The sequence below is a fragment of the Candidatus Desulfatibia sp. genome, assembly GCF_036446775.1.
GTDB lineage: Bacteria > Desulfobacterota > Desulfobacteria > Desulfobacterales > UBA11574 > Desulfatibia_A.
Genome location: NZ_JAZFTO010000308.1, coordinates 1 through 15,814, shown reverse-complemented (window position 1 = coordinate 15,814; position 15,814 = coordinate 1). Strand labels below are relative to the sequence as shown.

Genomic DNA, 15,814 nt, shown 5'->3' with positions numbered 1-15,814 from the left:
AACACTGACCAGACATTGGGCTGGGGAAATAGTGTAAACAAAAAGAAATGTCGAGTTTGAGATCAAACCATTCAAACAAGGGGCGTATGTGGGCAAGCACTTAAGTTTCGGTTCGGATGGGAAGGTTCTCGAAGGAAATGCCATTGCTGCCAACCGGACTCGGGAAATCCGACCGTCCGGGATGAGAGGGGGGCTTGCGGAAACGTTAATCATGGTGGAATTAGGAACCCACTGCACAAACCGAAAGGGTGCATGATGGAAACTCTCCACCTAAAGCTGAGCGCGCCGTATTTCTACCCGACCCGCAAATCACGGAAGAACACAAATTCTGGCCGGCGCAAGACAATCTCAACTGGCACCGAAAAAATCTGTTCCGCAGATGAGAGGGTTAAAGGCCTTACAAGTTAGTGAGGTGTAATCATGGAAGAGGGCATAGAAAAAGATGAAATAGGACGGAAATTCATATACTCAGATTCCGGCGTAAAAGTTTTTGTCGATTTTAAAGACAACCTGATCGTTGATCCGGATGATCCCATAATAGCCAGCCAGGCTATAAATTGGCGTTATAGCAAGGGGATTGTCAAAGGACTTTCTTATCTGGGTAGCAAAAATTCTGAAGATGCCATGACGTGGAATATCTTCAAAACATTAGAAAAATCAGATCCTGAAAAATGGTTTTCGCAGATATTTCCCCAAATCATACTTGATAAAGATGAACAATTCATAGACCCAATGCTAAGATTTTGGGACAAATATTTTCCTCCGCCGTTAAGGTCCTTCCCAGAAGGAGAAACGCACGTAGACCTTACTATCGAAACGTCAAATAAGCTGATCTTCATCGAAGTAAAATATAAAGCAGATATAAGCAAAAAAACGAAGCATGACCCCAACCGAGATCAGATTATAAGAAACATTGATGTGGGTAGCTGGGCTGCAAAAAAAAGGGCAAAAGAATTTTATTTTATCCTGCTGACACTTAAAGCAAATACGTATTCCATCGATAAATTACACTATTACAACTCGAATCCATCAAATATAATCGAAGAAATTGGAAGTTACAGGAGAGATATCAAAGATTATGTTGCTTTGTGTGAAAATATTCATGTTATTTATTGGAATCAAATTTTAACTTCCCTACAAAATATAAAGTTAGCGAAAAAGACCGAATTGAACTACACGAATTTAATTGATTACCTGAATAATAAATTATTTTGATATAGAAACTTCTTATCTTGTGAATTCTAATTCAAAGGGCTCTAGGGGACGTCCACAAATATATAAATTGATTTAATTTAGGTACTAGTGTAATAAAAGTAGCTTTCAGGAATTGTAGGTAGTCCCGAAATATATAATTGATTAATCACCTGTTAATTTTTGCGGAGGAGCTAATGCCAATTTACGAATATGAGTGTAAAGACTGTTCTCACTGCTTTGAAGTACTCCTGCTGTTTACCAATGATCCGCCCCCCCAATGCCCCGAATGCCAGTGTAAGAAAGTGGCGAAACTAATGTCTTCCTCCACCATGAGAAAGCGAGAAGAGTATACCGGGGTGGGTGGTATGCTTGATCCTACCATCGGCCCGAAACTTGGGGACGTCCTTAAATAATTTGACTTACCCACCCTCCCCTAAGCAACAAGCGTGAACTGAACGGCTCCAATCTAATTTAAGGAAATTATTATGACAATAGTCAAAATAAAGGTCTTTTCTGATTACGTTTGACCCTTCTGCTGGCTGGCGGAGCCGGCCCTGCACAAACTTACGAAAGAAGATTCTGCTGTGGAAGTGATCTGGTGTGCATTCGAGCTGCGTCCCGATCCTGTGCCCACTCTGGATCCAAAAGGAGAATACCTGCAGAGAGTTTGGAGAGATTCAGTCTATCCTTTGTCCGAAAAGTTAGGTTTTCATATGAAACTGCCTCCAGTGCAGCCCCGCTCGCGCCGGGCCCACGAAGCCGCACACTGGGCCAGGGACCAAGGTAATTTTAATGATTATAACACAACAATTTTTAGGGCCTTCTTTGAAAGGGGAGAGGATATTGGGAAAGAAGATGTCCTTGTCAGGCTGGCGTCAGAGTTGGGACTGGATGGCGAAGCGCTGCGTGTATCATTGGAAAGGCGAGATTATGAGAAAAATGTTTTAGCAGAGGAGCAAGACGCAAAAAGACATGCTATCCGGGCTGTTCCGGCTTTTGTTGCCGGCGGTCGGGCGATGCTCAGCGGGGTACAATCTTTGGATCAGCTTAATGATTTAGTTGCATGGCAGCGTAAAGAAACAGCGAAAGGAGGTGGGAATGGGGTCAAACCTTGATCATTGATTAAAACGGACTAGCGGACGTAGATAAAATAATAAGTTTCTATTCGGTGGCCAGAGCGTGAGAACAAGAGGGCCAGGTAACAGTTAAATAGTCCTTTGGCCCAAGTGAAATGGCCCTGCGGGATTTCACGGGGTAAAAATTTAACGTCATAAATCCCGGTTAAATAGGCTCCGCCCCGGTGAAATGGCTTCAATCTCGATGAAATAGATTTTGCATTTCATTGGGCATGGATTTCACGGGGCAGGCATTTAATAAGATATGATTAACATGAAAAAAGAATTTGGATCAAATTATGCGTCGATTACAGATGTTAATTTTACAGCCAAATACCGTGCAAGTTGCTACTGCGATGCGGTACAGTACGAAGTATGCTCGGATCCCGTAGATGCAAAAATATGTCATTGTTTGGCATGCCAAAAACTACATGGGGCCCCTATGCAATGGGCAGCTATATTTCACAAACATGACGTCAGAATAACGAAAGGCATTGATCACCTAAGCTTTTACAACAATGAACTCAATAAACATGAGAGAATTCTTCCTTGCAAAGTCAGCTGTGCTTTGTGTGGCACCCTCATTGCCGATGAAGGACGTAATATGTGGCTTGCGTTTCCATCACTTTTTAATTTTGGAGGTGTATCAAAAATTCCAACGAAATTCAAACCAACGTGCCATATCTTCTATGGTATGCGGGTTATCGATATAAACGATGATCTGCCTAAGTGGTCCGGTCACAAAAATCATTCAGAACTTGGAGGGACTTTGGGGACGTCTATTCGATTATAACTTTGCCCCTTTTAATAGATTTACATCAAAATTAGTTTTGAATTATGCGAAAAATCTCTGTTGATGAGTTTATGTTCCTTGAGGCATTTCAAAGAGATGAGGGAAATAGGAGACGTCCTTGACTAATTAGACATACTAGGGGATGGGGACGTTCTTAACATATTAAGTTGCTTTTGAATGCATTTTAATTGTTCTTTGGCCCTGCTCTTGCCATCACGGGAATTTTTCTATATAGACTGGAGCACTGATCTGGTGATGTTGATTACAAATCTTCACTTTTCCCAAATGCATGATTGAGGCAAGTAATCTTCTACGGCCACCCTAAAAGGGGTCAAGTCTGCTCTTGACTCTTTTCAGTTTTTAACATGAGTCAAGAGCAGACCTGACCCCTAACTGATGCCGCCCACGTCAAACCCTGGAAAGATAGTTTTGACGACCGGCCCACCAACGGCATGGCACTTTGCAAACTCTGCCACTGGTCCTTTGACAAGGGCTTGATGAGTGTCGGCAAGGAGTATGAAGTTTTAGTTTCAAAACGTGTGCAGGTTGAAAAAAATTTACCCGGCCATATCCTGACACTTTCCGACCGCAGCATCTTCACCCCAGAAGAACAGAAATTCTGGCCGGCCCAGGATAACCTTCACTGGCACCGTCAAAAACGATTTAAGAGATAATATGAGTAGCTATCATAACATTTTTTATCGGAATGTCCCACTTTAAGGTAGCAAGTATAATCATTGATCTTTGGCATACTATTTGCTTTCTATGTGGGCATGATTATCATAATATGGCGGTTGAAGTTGACATGCCGCTAAATAGGATATAATAATAAAAACCCCGCACAATTGAAAGCATTTTCAATGATACCATATAGAAAAGAAAAAATCCAAAATGCCATAGTTTTTTTTGCAAGAGAGCACCGCAAAAAAACTAGAAAACCCCTCTATCAAACCTATCTTTATAAGTATCTAGCATTTCTTGATTTTATAAGCTTAAGAGAAATTGGACGCCCGTCCCATGGGGTGGTTTATAGGGCAATGTTTCGAGGTCCGATGCCAATTGAAATATATGAAAAAAAGGAAGATACGCCTCTATATAGATTTGTAAAAGATGAGCGGGGGGAAATTATTGTCGCCCAAAATAAGCCAAACATGGACTTTTTTTCCTCTTATGAGATGGACTTGATGAACAGGCTTATTGAAATTTATGCAGTAACATGGATGACAACAGATGTTATGAGTGATGCTAGCCATGAAGAAATTGCTGCGTGGAGGCGCACTTATTACCAAAACCCGAACACAATTATTGATTATACACTAGAGTTTGATGGCGATCTGTTATTGAAAAAAGAGAATGAGCTAACTTACCCTGAAGAAGTTTATCTAACACTTAAAGCCATGGCGTCTTGAATCTTGAAGTTGGAACAGTTTTTAGATGGGATAATTTTCCGTCGCACAAATTTGGTGGTGAAAGTAAGGCCAGATGGTTTGTATGCCTCGGATCTTCAGGAATTTTTGCGCAAGTTACAATTGTCTATTTAAGCACGACAACAACTCAACTACAACACTTCGGGACCTCTGGCACAAGAAGAAAACACAGCAAATTTATATTTAAGACAAACGAATTTCCTGTTTTTGATGAAGAGTGTGCGATTGATTTTCATGAGCAACCCTATTCAATTGAGTTGGCAAAAATATCTAACTACCAAAACGACATTGAAATAAAGGGCATGATAGATGAGAACACGATGAGAATGATTTATAAACGGTTATCATCTTCAGGCTTCACATCCCCAAAGATATTGAACGACCTTCATGCCAGCTTCAATAGGGCTGGCATAACGGGCCTAAAAAAACCCAAACATCGAAAGAAATAAAAATCGAGTTTATTCAGTTTCTTCTTTGGTTGCCTTGAGCGGCAAGGGCATCGTATCCCCATATTTTGGTGCCGCCCGATTTAGGGAGTGGGGTCAAACCTTGATCCTTGTAATAGTAAAGGGGTCAAGTCTGCTCTTGACTCATTTTGCTTGGGACTTTGGGAAACGCTCATAAGTTTATAAGTTGCTTTGGAGGCGTATTTTAATTGTTCTTCGGCCCTGCTCTTGCCATCAGGGGAATTTTTCTATATAGACAGGAGTACTTACATGATGTTGGTTGCAAATCTTCACTTTTCAGGAATTGAAGATTAGGCAAGATATTCCCAAAATCAAGATCAACATTTTAATGAAAAAAATTGCGGTGATGATGTTGGTTACACAGGAAATGGGGGACATAAAATTATAAGTTTCTACTTATTTAGCAGTCGATACGCGCTCTCTTTTACCAGTTTCTCACCACGTTTCACGGAGGTGCTCACAGCCGGTTGAGTGAACTTAGGGGACGTTCGGTCTGCCTGATGCAATCTCTGCACGAACGTATTTCTCTGTTGGGCGTTGCGCTCGGATTGCCGGACGAGGCGCTGGGGCAGGCGGGCTTAACGGGATAACGGACCAACGTATCAAAGGAAAGGAAACATCTATGAGCGAATATATCGGTGCATTGGATTTGGGAACCACCACCAACCGTTTTATCATTTTCGACCGACGCGGCCGCATCGTCGGGGAGTATCAGAAGGAGCATGCGCAAATTTTTCCCCAAGCCGGCTGGGTGGAGCACGATCCTATGGAGATTTGGCACAACACCGGCAAGGTCATCCGCCGGGCGTTGACCAAAACCGGCTTGACCGGCAACGACATCGTGGCCATCGGTATCACCAACCAGCGTGAAACCACTGTCATGTGGGACAAACGCACCGGCCAGCCGCATATGAACGCCATTGTCTGGCAGTGTACCCGCACCGATGAGATGTGCCGCAATTTGGCCAAAGAGGGCGGCCAGGATCGCTTTCGGGCCAAAACGGGCCTGCCCGTCTCCGCTTATTTTTCCGGTCCCAAAGTGCGCTGGATTTTAGAAAATGTCGAGCCTGCGCGCTATGGTGCTGAAACGGGTGACGCCCTGTTCGGCACCATCGAAACCTGGATTATCTGGTGGCTCACCGGCGGTCCGGATGGTGGTGCGCATGTTACGGACGTGACCAACGCCAGCCGCACATTGTTGATGGATTTGCACACCCTCGCCTGGGATGAGGAGATTTGTAAAACCCTCGAGATTCCGGCCCAGATATTACCCCGCATCGTACCCTCCATCGACTCCGACACATGGGGCACCACCCGCAAGGATGGCCCCCTCGGTGCTGAAGTGCCGGTGTGCGGGGCGCTGGGAGATCAGCAGGCCGCATTGGTCGGGCAAGCCTGCTTCGAAGTCGGAGAAGCAAAGAACACGTATGGCACAGGATGCTTTTTGCTGCTCAACACCGGAGAGGCGGCGGTGGCCAGTCGCCACGGCATGCTCACCACGGTCGCCTATCAGATGCGCGGGCAAAAGCCGATCTATTGCCTGGAAGGTTCCATCGCTATTGCCGGCGCCCTGGTGCAATGGCTGCGAGACAACCTCGGATTCATACGGCACGCGGCTGAAATCGAACCCCTGGCGCGCAATGTAGAGGACAATGGCGGCGCTTACATCGTACCGGCCTTTTCCGGTCTGTTTGCGCCCTACTGGCGCTCGGACGCACGGGGGGTAATCGTTGGGTTGACCCACTTCATTAACCGCAACCATATTGCCCGCGCTGTTTTGGAAGCTGTTGCCTACCAGGCACTGGATGTGGTCGAGGCCATGCAGAAAGATTCCGGCGTCGCACTGAGCAGTCTGCGTGTGGATGGCGGCATGGTGGTCAATGAACTACTGATGCAATTTCAGGCCGACATTTTGGGCATCCCGGTCGTGCGCCCGAAAATAACGGAAACCACCGCCTTAGGTGCCGCCTCGGCCGCTGCCCTGGCCAGCGGTTTTGTGAGTGGTTGGGATGAACTAAAAAGCAATTGGGCCATGGACAAGACCTGGCAGCCCCAGATGGCGTCGGGGCAACGCGCTAAGGGCATCGCCGGTTGGAAAAAGGCCGTTGAGCGAACCTTAAACTGGATCGAATAAACCCATGCAATTTTCCTTTGCCACGGCAGGCCATATTGTCTTCAGTGCCGGTACGGTCGTCCAAGCAGTCGGAGAAGCTGCACACATGGGACATCGTGCGCTCCTGGTGACCGGGCGTACGTCTGGTCGGGCAATTGATATTGGTCGGCAGTTGGAAAAGGCGGGGGTGGCCTGGATACCTTCCGGCATTCCGTGAATATACGGGACAGCTCGTAGGGTATATTGATACAGTCCTGACAATTATCAAAAAATCCAAAAAAGGTCTTAATACCGCTACATTGATGAAAAAGACTGGATTTAGCAAGAAAAAGATTCACAATAATGTTTATAAACTGAAGAAGCAGGGCAAGATTAAGAGTGTGAGCAGGGGTGTCTAATTAAAGTCTTGATCCTTCTATGTGGCTGTATCTGAATTAAGGAAGGCGATTAGATATTTTGAAAAACATCAATGATAAGTTGGTTTATCATCATCCTTCTTTTTATTGCCGTCTAAAACTTTAAAACGAGACCGTTTCCTTTTAAGCTGCCATTCGAGATACTTTGTATAAATTAAATTGGGATCGAATATTGTTCTTGGTCCTTTAAAATAGATATAACCCAAAAGAATTCCACCAAGATGATATGCACCGTGAGGATTTGCTTTAGCCAAAAAAATCAAAAGTGTTATTAAGGCAGTACCGTAACTGATATACTTTGCTTTTATTGGTAATATAAACATTAGCAATATTGTAGATTCGGGACTTAGCAATCCAAAAATAACAATCATGGATAGTATACTCGGCAACATGCCTAAAAATGGTGCATTAAAACCGGATACGCTGCTAAAGGCGAGCCCGCTTAAAGCTCCACCTAAAGCAGACAAATAAAAAAAGATCAAAAAACGCTTAGAGCCAAAAGCATTTTCAACCGGCGCGGCAAAAAAATAAAATACGAGGCAGTTAATCAGGAAACTGATAGGCGCTCGGGGATTGTGAATAAACGGATGAGTAAAAATCTGCCAGATATGAAAACTCTTATACTTAAAAGGGTAAAGCTGGAGAACTCCAACGACTGGAATTTTTAACCAGTGCTCAAATAAAAGTTCTAAAATATAGATTGCCCCGTAAATAAGTAAGAGTCTCTTTCCGAGAAGTGTCAAACTTGATCCAAATCCGTAGGTCATTCTAAATCGATCTGAGTTCACTATAATATCCCTCTATTGGGTTTTAACATTTACAACACTAATTTTATTAAAATTGTTTAAATCTATAAAACTGATTCAAAATTTTTTCAAGTAACAAAAAGCCTTTTAGATGATCAGCCTATAAAACGGTGAATTCAAATTCAAAGAAATGGGGGACATCTTAACATATTAAGTTGCTTCTTTTTTCTTTTCAGGTAGGCCTAGGGGACATAAAATAATAAGTTTCTATTCGGCGGCCATAAAGGGGTCAAGTCTGCTCTTGACTCATTTGGCTTGGGACTCTGGGAAACGCACATAAGTTTATAAGTTGCTTTGGAGGCGTATTTTAATTGTTCTTCGGCCCTGCTCTTGCCATCAGGGGCTGGGGTCAAACCTTGATTTGTGACTAACATCATCAACAAATCAATCGCCCTGTTAACATAACAATTTGATATATTACAATATTAAGCGTTCTAATCACTGATCAAGGTTTGACCCCGTTCACCATCCGAAGGATCATTTGCCGGAATATATATTATACACTCTTGAGAAAAAGACGTCCGGATGATATAGCACGCCAAATTCTCCAGGCCTTTTTCTTTGTGGGCCCTTAAGGCATGATCGCATTGAAACGCTAAAAATTGCTGACTTGACCGTGATAAAGATTATGGGCTCCAAAAAATCGAACGCAGTACATAGCGCCCGAACAGATCTTGATGTTGTAAGGCCTTTTGTCGGAATAGGACTGCTTTTGATTTCCGGATTGGGATTTGCTATTGGTATCGTTATCGCCAGTATGGTTGTCAAGGAAGGTGTTGGGATCTATACATCCAATGCCGTTCGTTATTTGACAGCGACGGTGCTGCTCTTTATCTATCAAACAATAACTAAGAAGCCGATAAAATTGAGGCCCCTCGAACGATACGCGGCACTCGTTTTGGGGATTACCGTTTTCGTGATGGGCGTTGGATACTTGGGGGCCACTCGATATATACCTGTCGGTCATGCTGCGCTCATTTTTTACACAGGCCCGTTTATCATTATTTTTATTTCCAGATTCACCGAAAATGATCCAATAACCCCCATTCGTCTTGGGGCCATCGGCATCGCTTTTTTGGGCCTGTTTTTCGTTTTGGAAGTTCAGTCTGTCAGTACACTACAGATCCGCGGGATTCTATTTGCCTTCATGGGGGCAGTCGGTATGGCAGCCTTTGTAACGATCAGCAGTCTTGCAATTCGCAATGCTAATCCCCAGGCAGTAAATTTTCACACCCTTTCAAGCGGCTCACTGCTGACTATCATTTTTATGTTCGTAATGGAGAGAACAGCTGGTGCCGTCACGACAACCGCATTGTTAACGTTGTGCGGTTCAGGGTTTGTCCTTTTTATAGCGATGATAGCCTTCTATGCCGGTCTAAAGGTCATTGGTCCGGTTAAAGCATCGATGTTGCTGAACACAGAACCGCTATTTACAATACTTTTGGCCGCATTGATGTTGGGTGAACGCTTGTCCGGCCGACAATGCTGGGGTGCCGGATTAGTGATTCTGGGAATAGTTTTGGTGAATTATAATCCGAACCGGAAAGGGCAATAACAGCTCTGAGTTCCCATCACCGGCCGTTCGACGCCAAAAACGACCCGCTCATTTTAGCTAAATGGGGTCAAAGCTTGTAGACTTCGGGGACATCCTTGACTAATTAGACATATTATATTTTCATGTTGGAAATTAGAAAAGAAAAGAGCATCTTTTCGTCCACAGGCGTTTGAAAAAACAAGAGGGTCAGGTAACAGTTAAATAACCCTTTGGCCCCAGTGATATGGCCTTGCGGGATTTCACGGGGTAAAAATTTAACCCTGGTTAAATAAATAAAAAAGAAATTTAACTGGGCCCCGACGTCGGGATCTACGCTTCACTCCGACAGGCTGGATAAATCTTCATTCTTGACAAAATGCGCGGAAGTTGCGGGACATAAATAAGCAAATAACTTTCTGAAACCTCTTTAATGGTTGGAGTTTCGGGGTGCACTTTAATTGTTCTTTGGCCCTGCTCCCCGCAAGCGGGATTTCGCAAACTCAACTTGCATGAGAACCTCAGGAGAATTTTTCTATATAGACAGGAGTACTGACATGATGTTGGTTACAAATCTTCACTTTTCCCAAATGCATGCTTCAGGCAATGGTATCTTGAATTTTAGCTATTCTTATGATGCTCTATATATTGTGCCCTATTCTATCTAATATCCCGATTAATCGGAGGATTCTCCAATGAGCGAAAAACCGACCTATGAAAAACTGGAGCAACGGATCCAGGAACTTGAGGCAGAAGTTTTATCAATCAAAGAGAGTGAGAAAGCGCTTAAAAAATCCCACAGAAACTTTCAAGCACTTTTAAATAATTCGAGTGACTACATACTGATCAGTGATGATGAAGGTTTTCCTGTGACGTTTAATGTTTCATATGCGCAGGAAATATACAGCGCCTTGGGTATCGAGATGAAACCTGGTCTGAAACCTCACACTTTATTACAAGATAAAAAGATGGTTGATTATTGGAATCAACTCCATCAAAGAGCCCTAAATGGAGAAAAATTCACGGTCGAGTATACACATAAATTCAACAGAGAGGGGATAAAACATTTTGAAATTTGTTTTACTCCGATCATTGAAGACGGTACAGTTAAAGGTTTTACAGAAATAACGAGAGATATTACTAAGCGAAAACAGGCCGCGGAGGCGTTGCGGGAAAGTGAGGAGCGTTACAGGACCATATTTAACACGGTCCCCGTATCAATAATCTTGATCGATAAGGATGGCCAAATGGTAGATATCAATCCTTATCATGTAACTCAATTGGGCAAGGGGCAAACCAGCAAAGAAGACTACATTGGGGTAAATCTTATAACACACCCAAGCATTGTGAATGCTGGTCTCTCTGAGACCTATAGAAAAGTTCTTGAAGGCGAGCCTTTTGACCAAAAGGACGTGTATTTTCCTACCACAACAGGGGAAAACTGACGGCTATTTCAGTGTGAAGGGAGCTCCGTTATTTAAAAACGGTAAAGATAGGCTATCCTTCTAAAAAAATTGCAAAGATTATGAAAATATCTCCAAGGACGGTTGACACGCACAGAAAAAATATACGAAGTAAGATTGGTTTAGGTAAAAAGAGAGCAAACCTCAGATCCCATATTTTAGCTCACGAGCAATAGGTATTTTATGTGGACAGGGCCAGATGGAAGATTGGAAATTCAAGATTTACAAACCCAATCTTCAATGTTAGATACCATATACAAAACGGAAAAGTCTTAAAAGATGATTAAATATGTTGTTTGATATTGATAAAAAGAAGCTAAAAAAGACTATTGTTCATGAATTGATTATATTTATAGGTATATATATTGTTTCAATTATAATATTTGCGGATTTACAATCGTTAGGTATGGGCATAAAAAATAATGAGATTATGAATAGCTGGTATTATTTATATAGTCTATATATATTTATTCGGTTAATTGTATTTGTTGCATTCTCTATTGACTCAGATGTTGAGTAAAGATTTCATCACAAAACACCAACCCCGCCATATAAATTCCTCAACTTGTGATTTAAAGCCCTCAAAAGCGACCTGGGGTCTATGCTTCGGCTTCAAGTGAGAAGGTGGTTTGGCGACTCGTCATAGGGCGTGCAATCACGAGAAAGGAGAGAATCATGAGTGACTTCAGTGACTATGACAAGCACGATGGACTCGGCTTAGCCGAGCTGGTGCGAAGAAAAGAGGTCAAACCAAGTGAGTTAGTCGAAGAAGCAATCAACCGGATTGAGAATCTTAATCCACAAATCAACGCGGTAATTCATAAAATGTACGATCCGGCCAAGGAAGCTGCAAAAGGGGACCTGCCTGACGGCGCCTTTAGAGGCGTTCCATTTCTGCTGAAGGACTTAGTCGCAGCTTATGCCGGCGTGCCCATGCGCGGGGGTAGCCGGTTTTATAACGATTTTGTACCCGACCACGATAGCGAGTTAGTAAAGCGATATAAAGCCGCCGGTGTTTGCATCCTGGGCAAAACCAACACCCCGGAGTACGGATTGATGCCGGTGACCGAACCGGAGCTGTTCGGCCCATCCAATAATCCGTGGAATCTGACCCGCACGACGGGCGGCTCCAGCGGCGGTTCTGCAGCGGCCGTGGCCGCCGGAATGGTTCCTCTGGCTCACGGCAACGATGGCGGGGGGTCAATCCGCATTCCTGCTTCTTGCTGCGGCCTATTCGGTCTAAAACCAACAAGGGGACGCAACCCCCTGGGTCCCGATTTCGGAGAAGTCTGGCAGGGCATGGCTTGCGATCATGTCTTGACCCGCTCGGTGCGTGACAGCGCGGCCATGCTCGATGCCACCGCAGGACCGGATATAGGCGCTCTCTATTATGCAACGCCCCCATCTCGCCCCTTTCTTGACGAGGTCGGTGAGAATCCCGGAAAACTGCGCATCGCCTTCACCTCAAAGCCGTTCCTGCCTGGTGTTGTCCACGAAGATTGCATAAAAAGTCTGGAAGCGACGGTCAAACTGTGCCAGGACCTCGGTCACGAGTTGGTGGAAGCGGCCCCAAAGATTGACGGTAAAGACTTTGCCAGAGCCTTCTTGACGATGGTTTGCGGCGAAACCAGGGCCAATATAGAAGAGGCCGAAGCTTTCTTTGGCCGCAAGGCAACGTTCAGTGATTTTGAACCCAGCACCTGGGCGGTAGGTTTGCTCGGCAAGCAGTGCACTGCCGCGAAGTTTTCCAGGGCTATCCGCTTGCTCCAGAACAGCGCCCGCCAGGTGGGACAGTTCTTCGAAAACTATGATGTATTACTGACGCCGACTCTGGCCATGCCGCCTGTAATGACGGGCGCGCTCCAACCCAAAGGGACCGAAGTTCTCGCTATGAAAATACTGGGCAGGCTTAATGCCGGCGCTTTGATCAACGCGCTCGCAGGGATAGACGCTCTTGCCGATAAGGTTTTTGAGTTTGTTCCATACACATCGGTATTTAATGCTACAGGTCAGCCGGCTATGTCAGTCCCCCTGTATTGGAACGACGAGGGGCTACCCATTGGCATGCATTTTGTTGGCCGTTACGGCGACGAAGCTACGTTGTTTCGTCTGGCTGGTCAACTCGAACAAGCAAAGCCCTGGTTCGACCGTACCCCACCCATCTGCGGCTAAGCGAAATATACTAGAGGCAAGAAATCGCAAACTTAAAACCGAATTTAGGGGAAATGAAAAAACACAATATGTAGGGTCGGAGGGCCGCAGGTTTTCATTAAATCCTCCGGCGTAATAGTCCTGCGTTAAGCTAAACTATGCTTTAGTGGCCGTACCACAATGTCAAAAATGTGACATATGCCAAACACGACATCAGTTTTTCAAGAGTGCACCTAAGGGTACTCCGAGGGACAATCTATAACTATCTATAATAATTAAGATGTTGTCGCAAAATCATATTGGCATGGTTCCTGCTTCCCTAACATATTGAAGTGGTATTTCATAGTGGAATAATATTCATCTAAAATGAAATCAAAAAAATTGATTTCAGAGGGCAGAGAAGCTCGCTTGAATCTTAATATTGAACCAGAAAATGGATGTCCTTTAAAAACCGAAGGATGTCCGCTGATAGATGAAGTTCGGCGACTGGAAGAAGCGTGCCGAAGGCTTCAAATATTGTCCCAAGTCGATTCACTTACCGAGCTTTTTAACTTCGGTTACTTATTGACTGCCTTGGATAAAGAAATGGAGCGTACTCGACGGTCTAGTCTCTCTACCAGTCTCATTATGCTCGATTTAGACCACTTTAAACATATAAATGATTCCTTGGGCCATGAAGCCGGTAATATAGCTCTTAAATGGTCTAGCAATATCTTGCGCAATAACTTACGGCGTATTGACATTCCTTGCAGATATGGAGGCGAAGAGTTTGCTATCATTCTTCCGGGAACCAGCTTATCTCAGGCTGTTCTCGGAGCGGAGCGTTTGCGAAATGGTTTAGCGAATTTGCCTGTCGAGATCGATAACAAGACGGTCAGATTGACCGCCAGCTTCGGAGTGGATGCCTATGACGGTAGAGAAGACATTACAGCTGAAGAGTTTATCGAACGAACGGACCATTTTCTACTTGACGCTAAGGCAAAAGGACGAAATCGAGTTTGTTACGATGAAAGTAAGGTGAGCGTAAAAACTACAGAAGTTAGCAGTGAGGAGCGAGAATCATTATTTTTCACTCCACGGCCTGATAGCTATGCAGCAAAAGGTTCAAACTGATTTTATAATAAGGTAATAATTTTATGAGTATACAAAAACAAAAACCAGTAACGTTAAGTATTACCAGCGGTAAGGGGGGGGTTGGCAAAACAAATTTAGCAGTAAACTTAGCCTTTGCCTTGATGAATAAAGGACAACGTGTGCTTTTAGTGGATGGCGATCTGGGGCTCGCTAATGTGGACGTACTACTGGGCCTTTCTGTGAAAAACACTATTCGTAATATTCTTGAAAGTGGGACCGATCCTCTTGAGTCGGTAATCTATATTGAGTCGAACCTGGGCATACTTCCTGCCAGTTCAGGAGTGCCTGAAATGGTTACCTTAGGGCACGATGAACAGAATAAGTTAGGCGAATTGTTAACCTCCCTTTCAAACCACTTCAATTATATTTTAATGGATACAGCTGCTGGTATAGGTCCCTCTGTGCTTTGGTTCAACAACTTTGCAGATCATAATATAGTTGTACTCAAACCTGATCCTACATCGCTCACTGATGCTTATGCCTTAATCAAAACACTTTCAGGAAAATTTGGCCGGGACATCTTCTATCTTGTTCTTAACTTTGTTAAGGAAGAGAAAGAAGACCTCAAAACCTATGAAACGCTTAAAAATGTTGCAAGTAAATTCCTAAACCTGGATCTCCAGTATCTTGGCCCTATTCCTGAAGATAAAGCTGTTACGGCCGCAATTTGCCAACAAATGCCTTTTATTCAAAAAGTTCCTCAATGTAAGGCGTCTCAAGCTGTATTTAAACTAGCTGATAGAATTCAGATGATTAAGAAAACAAGGGGGTCAGGTAACAGTTAAATGATCCTTTTGCCCCCGTGAAATGGCCTTGCGGGATTTCACGGGGTAAAAATTAAACCCTGGTTAAATAAATAAAAAAGAAATTTAACTGGGCAGGCGTCATAAATCCCGGTTAAATATGCTCCGCCTTTAACCCTGGTTAAATAAATAAAAAAGAAATTTAACCGGGCAGACAGGATAAATCTTCATTCTTGACAAAATGCGCGGAAGTTGCGGGACATCCATAAATAAGCAAATAACGTAACAGTTCAGCCACTAAGGCACAAAGGCACAAAGAAGGAGTATGGATTATAAGCCTTTATCAAAAAAGTGCAATGTCCGTTGATAGTTGTCAATTGTCCGTCGCCAAGGACGAAAATGGTGGTTAATTCAATTAAAGATGAACGATTTTTTACAAATTTATGCTTGAAATAAGTGTT

At 43.8% G+C, this 15,814-nt stretch carries 13 protein-coding genes and 2 pseudogenes; 14 read left to right on the top strand and 1 reads right to left on the bottom strand.

Translation table 11 applies throughout. The features are described from left to right. Positions 1-420 precede the first annotated feature (420 nt). From V3S16_RS14455 to glpK, 8 genes and pseudogenes are all read left to right on the top strand, one after another. Complete coding sequence (locus V3S16_RS14455; protein ID WP_413886148.1) at positions 421-1,215, top strand: hypothetical protein; 795 nt, start codon at positions 421-423, stop codon at positions 1,213-1,215. Positions 1,216-1,388: 173 nt separating this feature from the next. Beyond that, complete coding sequence (locus V3S16_RS14450) at positions 1,389-1,607, top strand: FmdB family zinc ribbon protein (protein WP_413886146.1); 219 nt, start codon at positions 1,389-1,391, stop codon at positions 1,605-1,607. 126 nt (positions 1,608-1,733) lie between these two features. Continuing rightward, positions 1,734-2,309 (top strand): DsbA family oxidoreductase, encoded by a 576-nt coding sequence (locus V3S16_RS14445; protein ID WP_413886150.1) that lies wholly within the window; start codon positions 1,734-1,736, stop codon positions 2,307-2,309. 274 nt (positions 2,310-2,583) lie between these two features. Further along, entirely contained in the window at positions 2,584-3,102 is a 519-nt protein-coding gene (locus V3S16_RS14440; protein WP_413886144.1) for a GFA family protein, read from the top strand. A gap of 401 nt (positions 3,103-3,503) precedes the next feature. Further along, a pseudogene (locus tag V3S16_RS14435) lies at positions 3,504-3,776 on the top strand (HNH endonuclease); the annotation flags it as partial. Between the two features lie 186 nt (positions 3,777-3,962). Beyond that, complete coding sequence (locus V3S16_RS14430) at positions 3,963-4,511, top strand: type II toxin-antitoxin system antitoxin SocA domain-containing protein (RefSeq protein ID WP_413886142.1); 549 nt, start codon at positions 3,963-3,965, stop codon at positions 4,509-4,511. Beyond that, positions 4,508-4,978, top strand: coding sequence for a hypothetical protein (locus tag V3S16_RS14425; RefSeq protein WP_413886140.1), 471 nt, complete (start codon positions 4,508-4,510; stop codon positions 4,976-4,978). Before V3S16_RS14430 ends, V3S16_RS14425 begins: the two co-directional genes overlap by 4 nt. A gap of 640 nt (positions 4,979-5,618) precedes the next feature. After that, positions 5,619-7,130: a glycerol kinase GlpK gene (gene glpK / locus V3S16_RS14420; protein ID WP_413886138.1), complete on the top strand. Its 1,512-nt coding sequence runs from the start codon at positions 5,619-5,621 to the stop codon at positions 7,128-7,130. A gap of 445 nt (positions 7,131-7,575) precedes the next feature. Here glpK and V3S16_RS14415 read toward each other — a convergent pair whose 3' ends face one another. After that, complete coding sequence (locus V3S16_RS14415) at positions 7,576-8,313, bottom strand: rhomboid family intramembrane serine protease (RefSeq protein WP_413886136.1); 738 nt, start codon at positions 8,311-8,313, stop codon at positions 7,576-7,578. 646 nt (positions 8,314-8,959) lie between these two features. Between V3S16_RS14415 and V3S16_RS14410 the strand changes: the two genes are divergently transcribed. The 6 genes and pseudogenes from V3S16_RS14410 to V3S16_RS14385 all read left to right on the top strand — a co-directional run bounded on the left by V3S16_RS14410 (position 8,960) and on the right by V3S16_RS14385 (position 15,395). After that, complete coding sequence (locus V3S16_RS14410; protein WP_413886134.1) at positions 8,960-9,886, top strand: DMT family transporter; 927 nt, start codon at positions 8,960-8,962, stop codon at positions 9,884-9,886. A 671-nt stretch (positions 9,887-10,557) separates the two neighbouring features. Beyond that, the gene (locus V3S16_RS14405; RefSeq protein WP_413886132.1) at positions 10,558-11,307 is read left to right on the top strand and encodes a PAS domain-containing protein; all 750 of its coding nucleotides are present in this window, start codon (positions 10,558-10,560) and stop codon (positions 11,305-11,307) included. A gap of 29 nt (positions 11,308-11,336) precedes the next feature. After that, positions 11,337-11,501: pseudogene (locus V3S16_RS14400) on the top strand (helix-turn-helix transcriptional regulator); the annotation flags it as partial. 553 nt (positions 11,502-12,054) lie between these two features. Continuing rightward, complete coding sequence (locus tag V3S16_RS14395) at positions 12,055-13,497, top strand: amidase (RefSeq protein ID WP_413886130.1); 1,443 nt, start codon at positions 12,055-12,057, stop codon at positions 13,495-13,497. Between the two features lie 345 nt (positions 13,498-13,842). After that, on the top strand, positions 13,843-14,589 hold the full coding sequence (locus tag V3S16_RS14390; RefSeq protein WP_413886129.1) for a GGDEF domain-containing protein: 747 nt from the start codon (positions 13,843-13,845) through the stop codon (positions 14,587-14,589). A 23-nt stretch (positions 14,590-14,612) separates the two neighbouring features. Beyond that, the gene (locus V3S16_RS14385) at positions 14,613-15,395 is read left to right on the top strand and encodes a MinD/ParA family protein (RefSeq protein ID WP_413886127.1); all 783 of its coding nucleotides are present in this window, start codon (positions 14,613-14,615) and stop codon (positions 15,393-15,395) included. The last annotated feature ends 419 nt before the right edge of the window (positions 15,396-15,814 follow it).

What these genes read in the sequence shown, in the direction of transcription:
- glpK (WP_413886138.1), top strand. Translation starts at nt 5,619, where the DNA reads ATGAGCGAATATATCGGTGCATTGGATTTGGGAACCACCACCAACCGT.
- V3S16_RS14440 (WP_413886144.1), top strand. Translation starts at nt 2,584, where the DNA reads ATGAAAAAAGAATTTGGATCAAATTATGCGTCGATTACAGATGTTAAT.
- V3S16_RS14430 (WP_413886142.1), top strand. Translation starts at nt 3,963, where the DNA reads ATGATACCATATAGAAAAGAAAAAATCCAAAATGCCATAGTTTTTTTT.
- V3S16_RS14455 (WP_413886148.1), top strand. Translation starts at nt 421, where the DNA reads ATGGAAGAGGGCATAGAAAAAGATGAAATAGGACGGAAATTCATATAC.
- V3S16_RS14410 (WP_413886134.1), top strand. Translation starts at nt 8,960, where the DNA reads ATGGGCTCCAAAAAATCGAACGCAGTACATAGCGCCCGAACAGATCTT.
- V3S16_RS14405 (WP_413886132.1), top strand. Translation starts at nt 10,558, where the DNA reads ATGAGCGAAAAACCGACCTATGAAAAACTGGAGCAACGGATCCAGGAA.
- V3S16_RS14385 (WP_413886127.1), top strand. Translation starts at nt 14,613, where the DNA reads ATGAGTATACAAAAACAAAAACCAGTAACGTTAAGTATTACCAGCGGT.
- V3S16_RS14390 (WP_413886129.1), top strand. Translation starts at nt 13,843, where the DNA reads ATGAAATCAAAAAAATTGATTTCAGAGGGCAGAGAAGCTCGCTTGAAT.
- V3S16_RS14450 (WP_413886146.1), top strand. Translation starts at nt 1,389, where the DNA reads ATGCCAATTTACGAATATGAGTGTAAAGACTGTTCTCACTGCTTTGAA.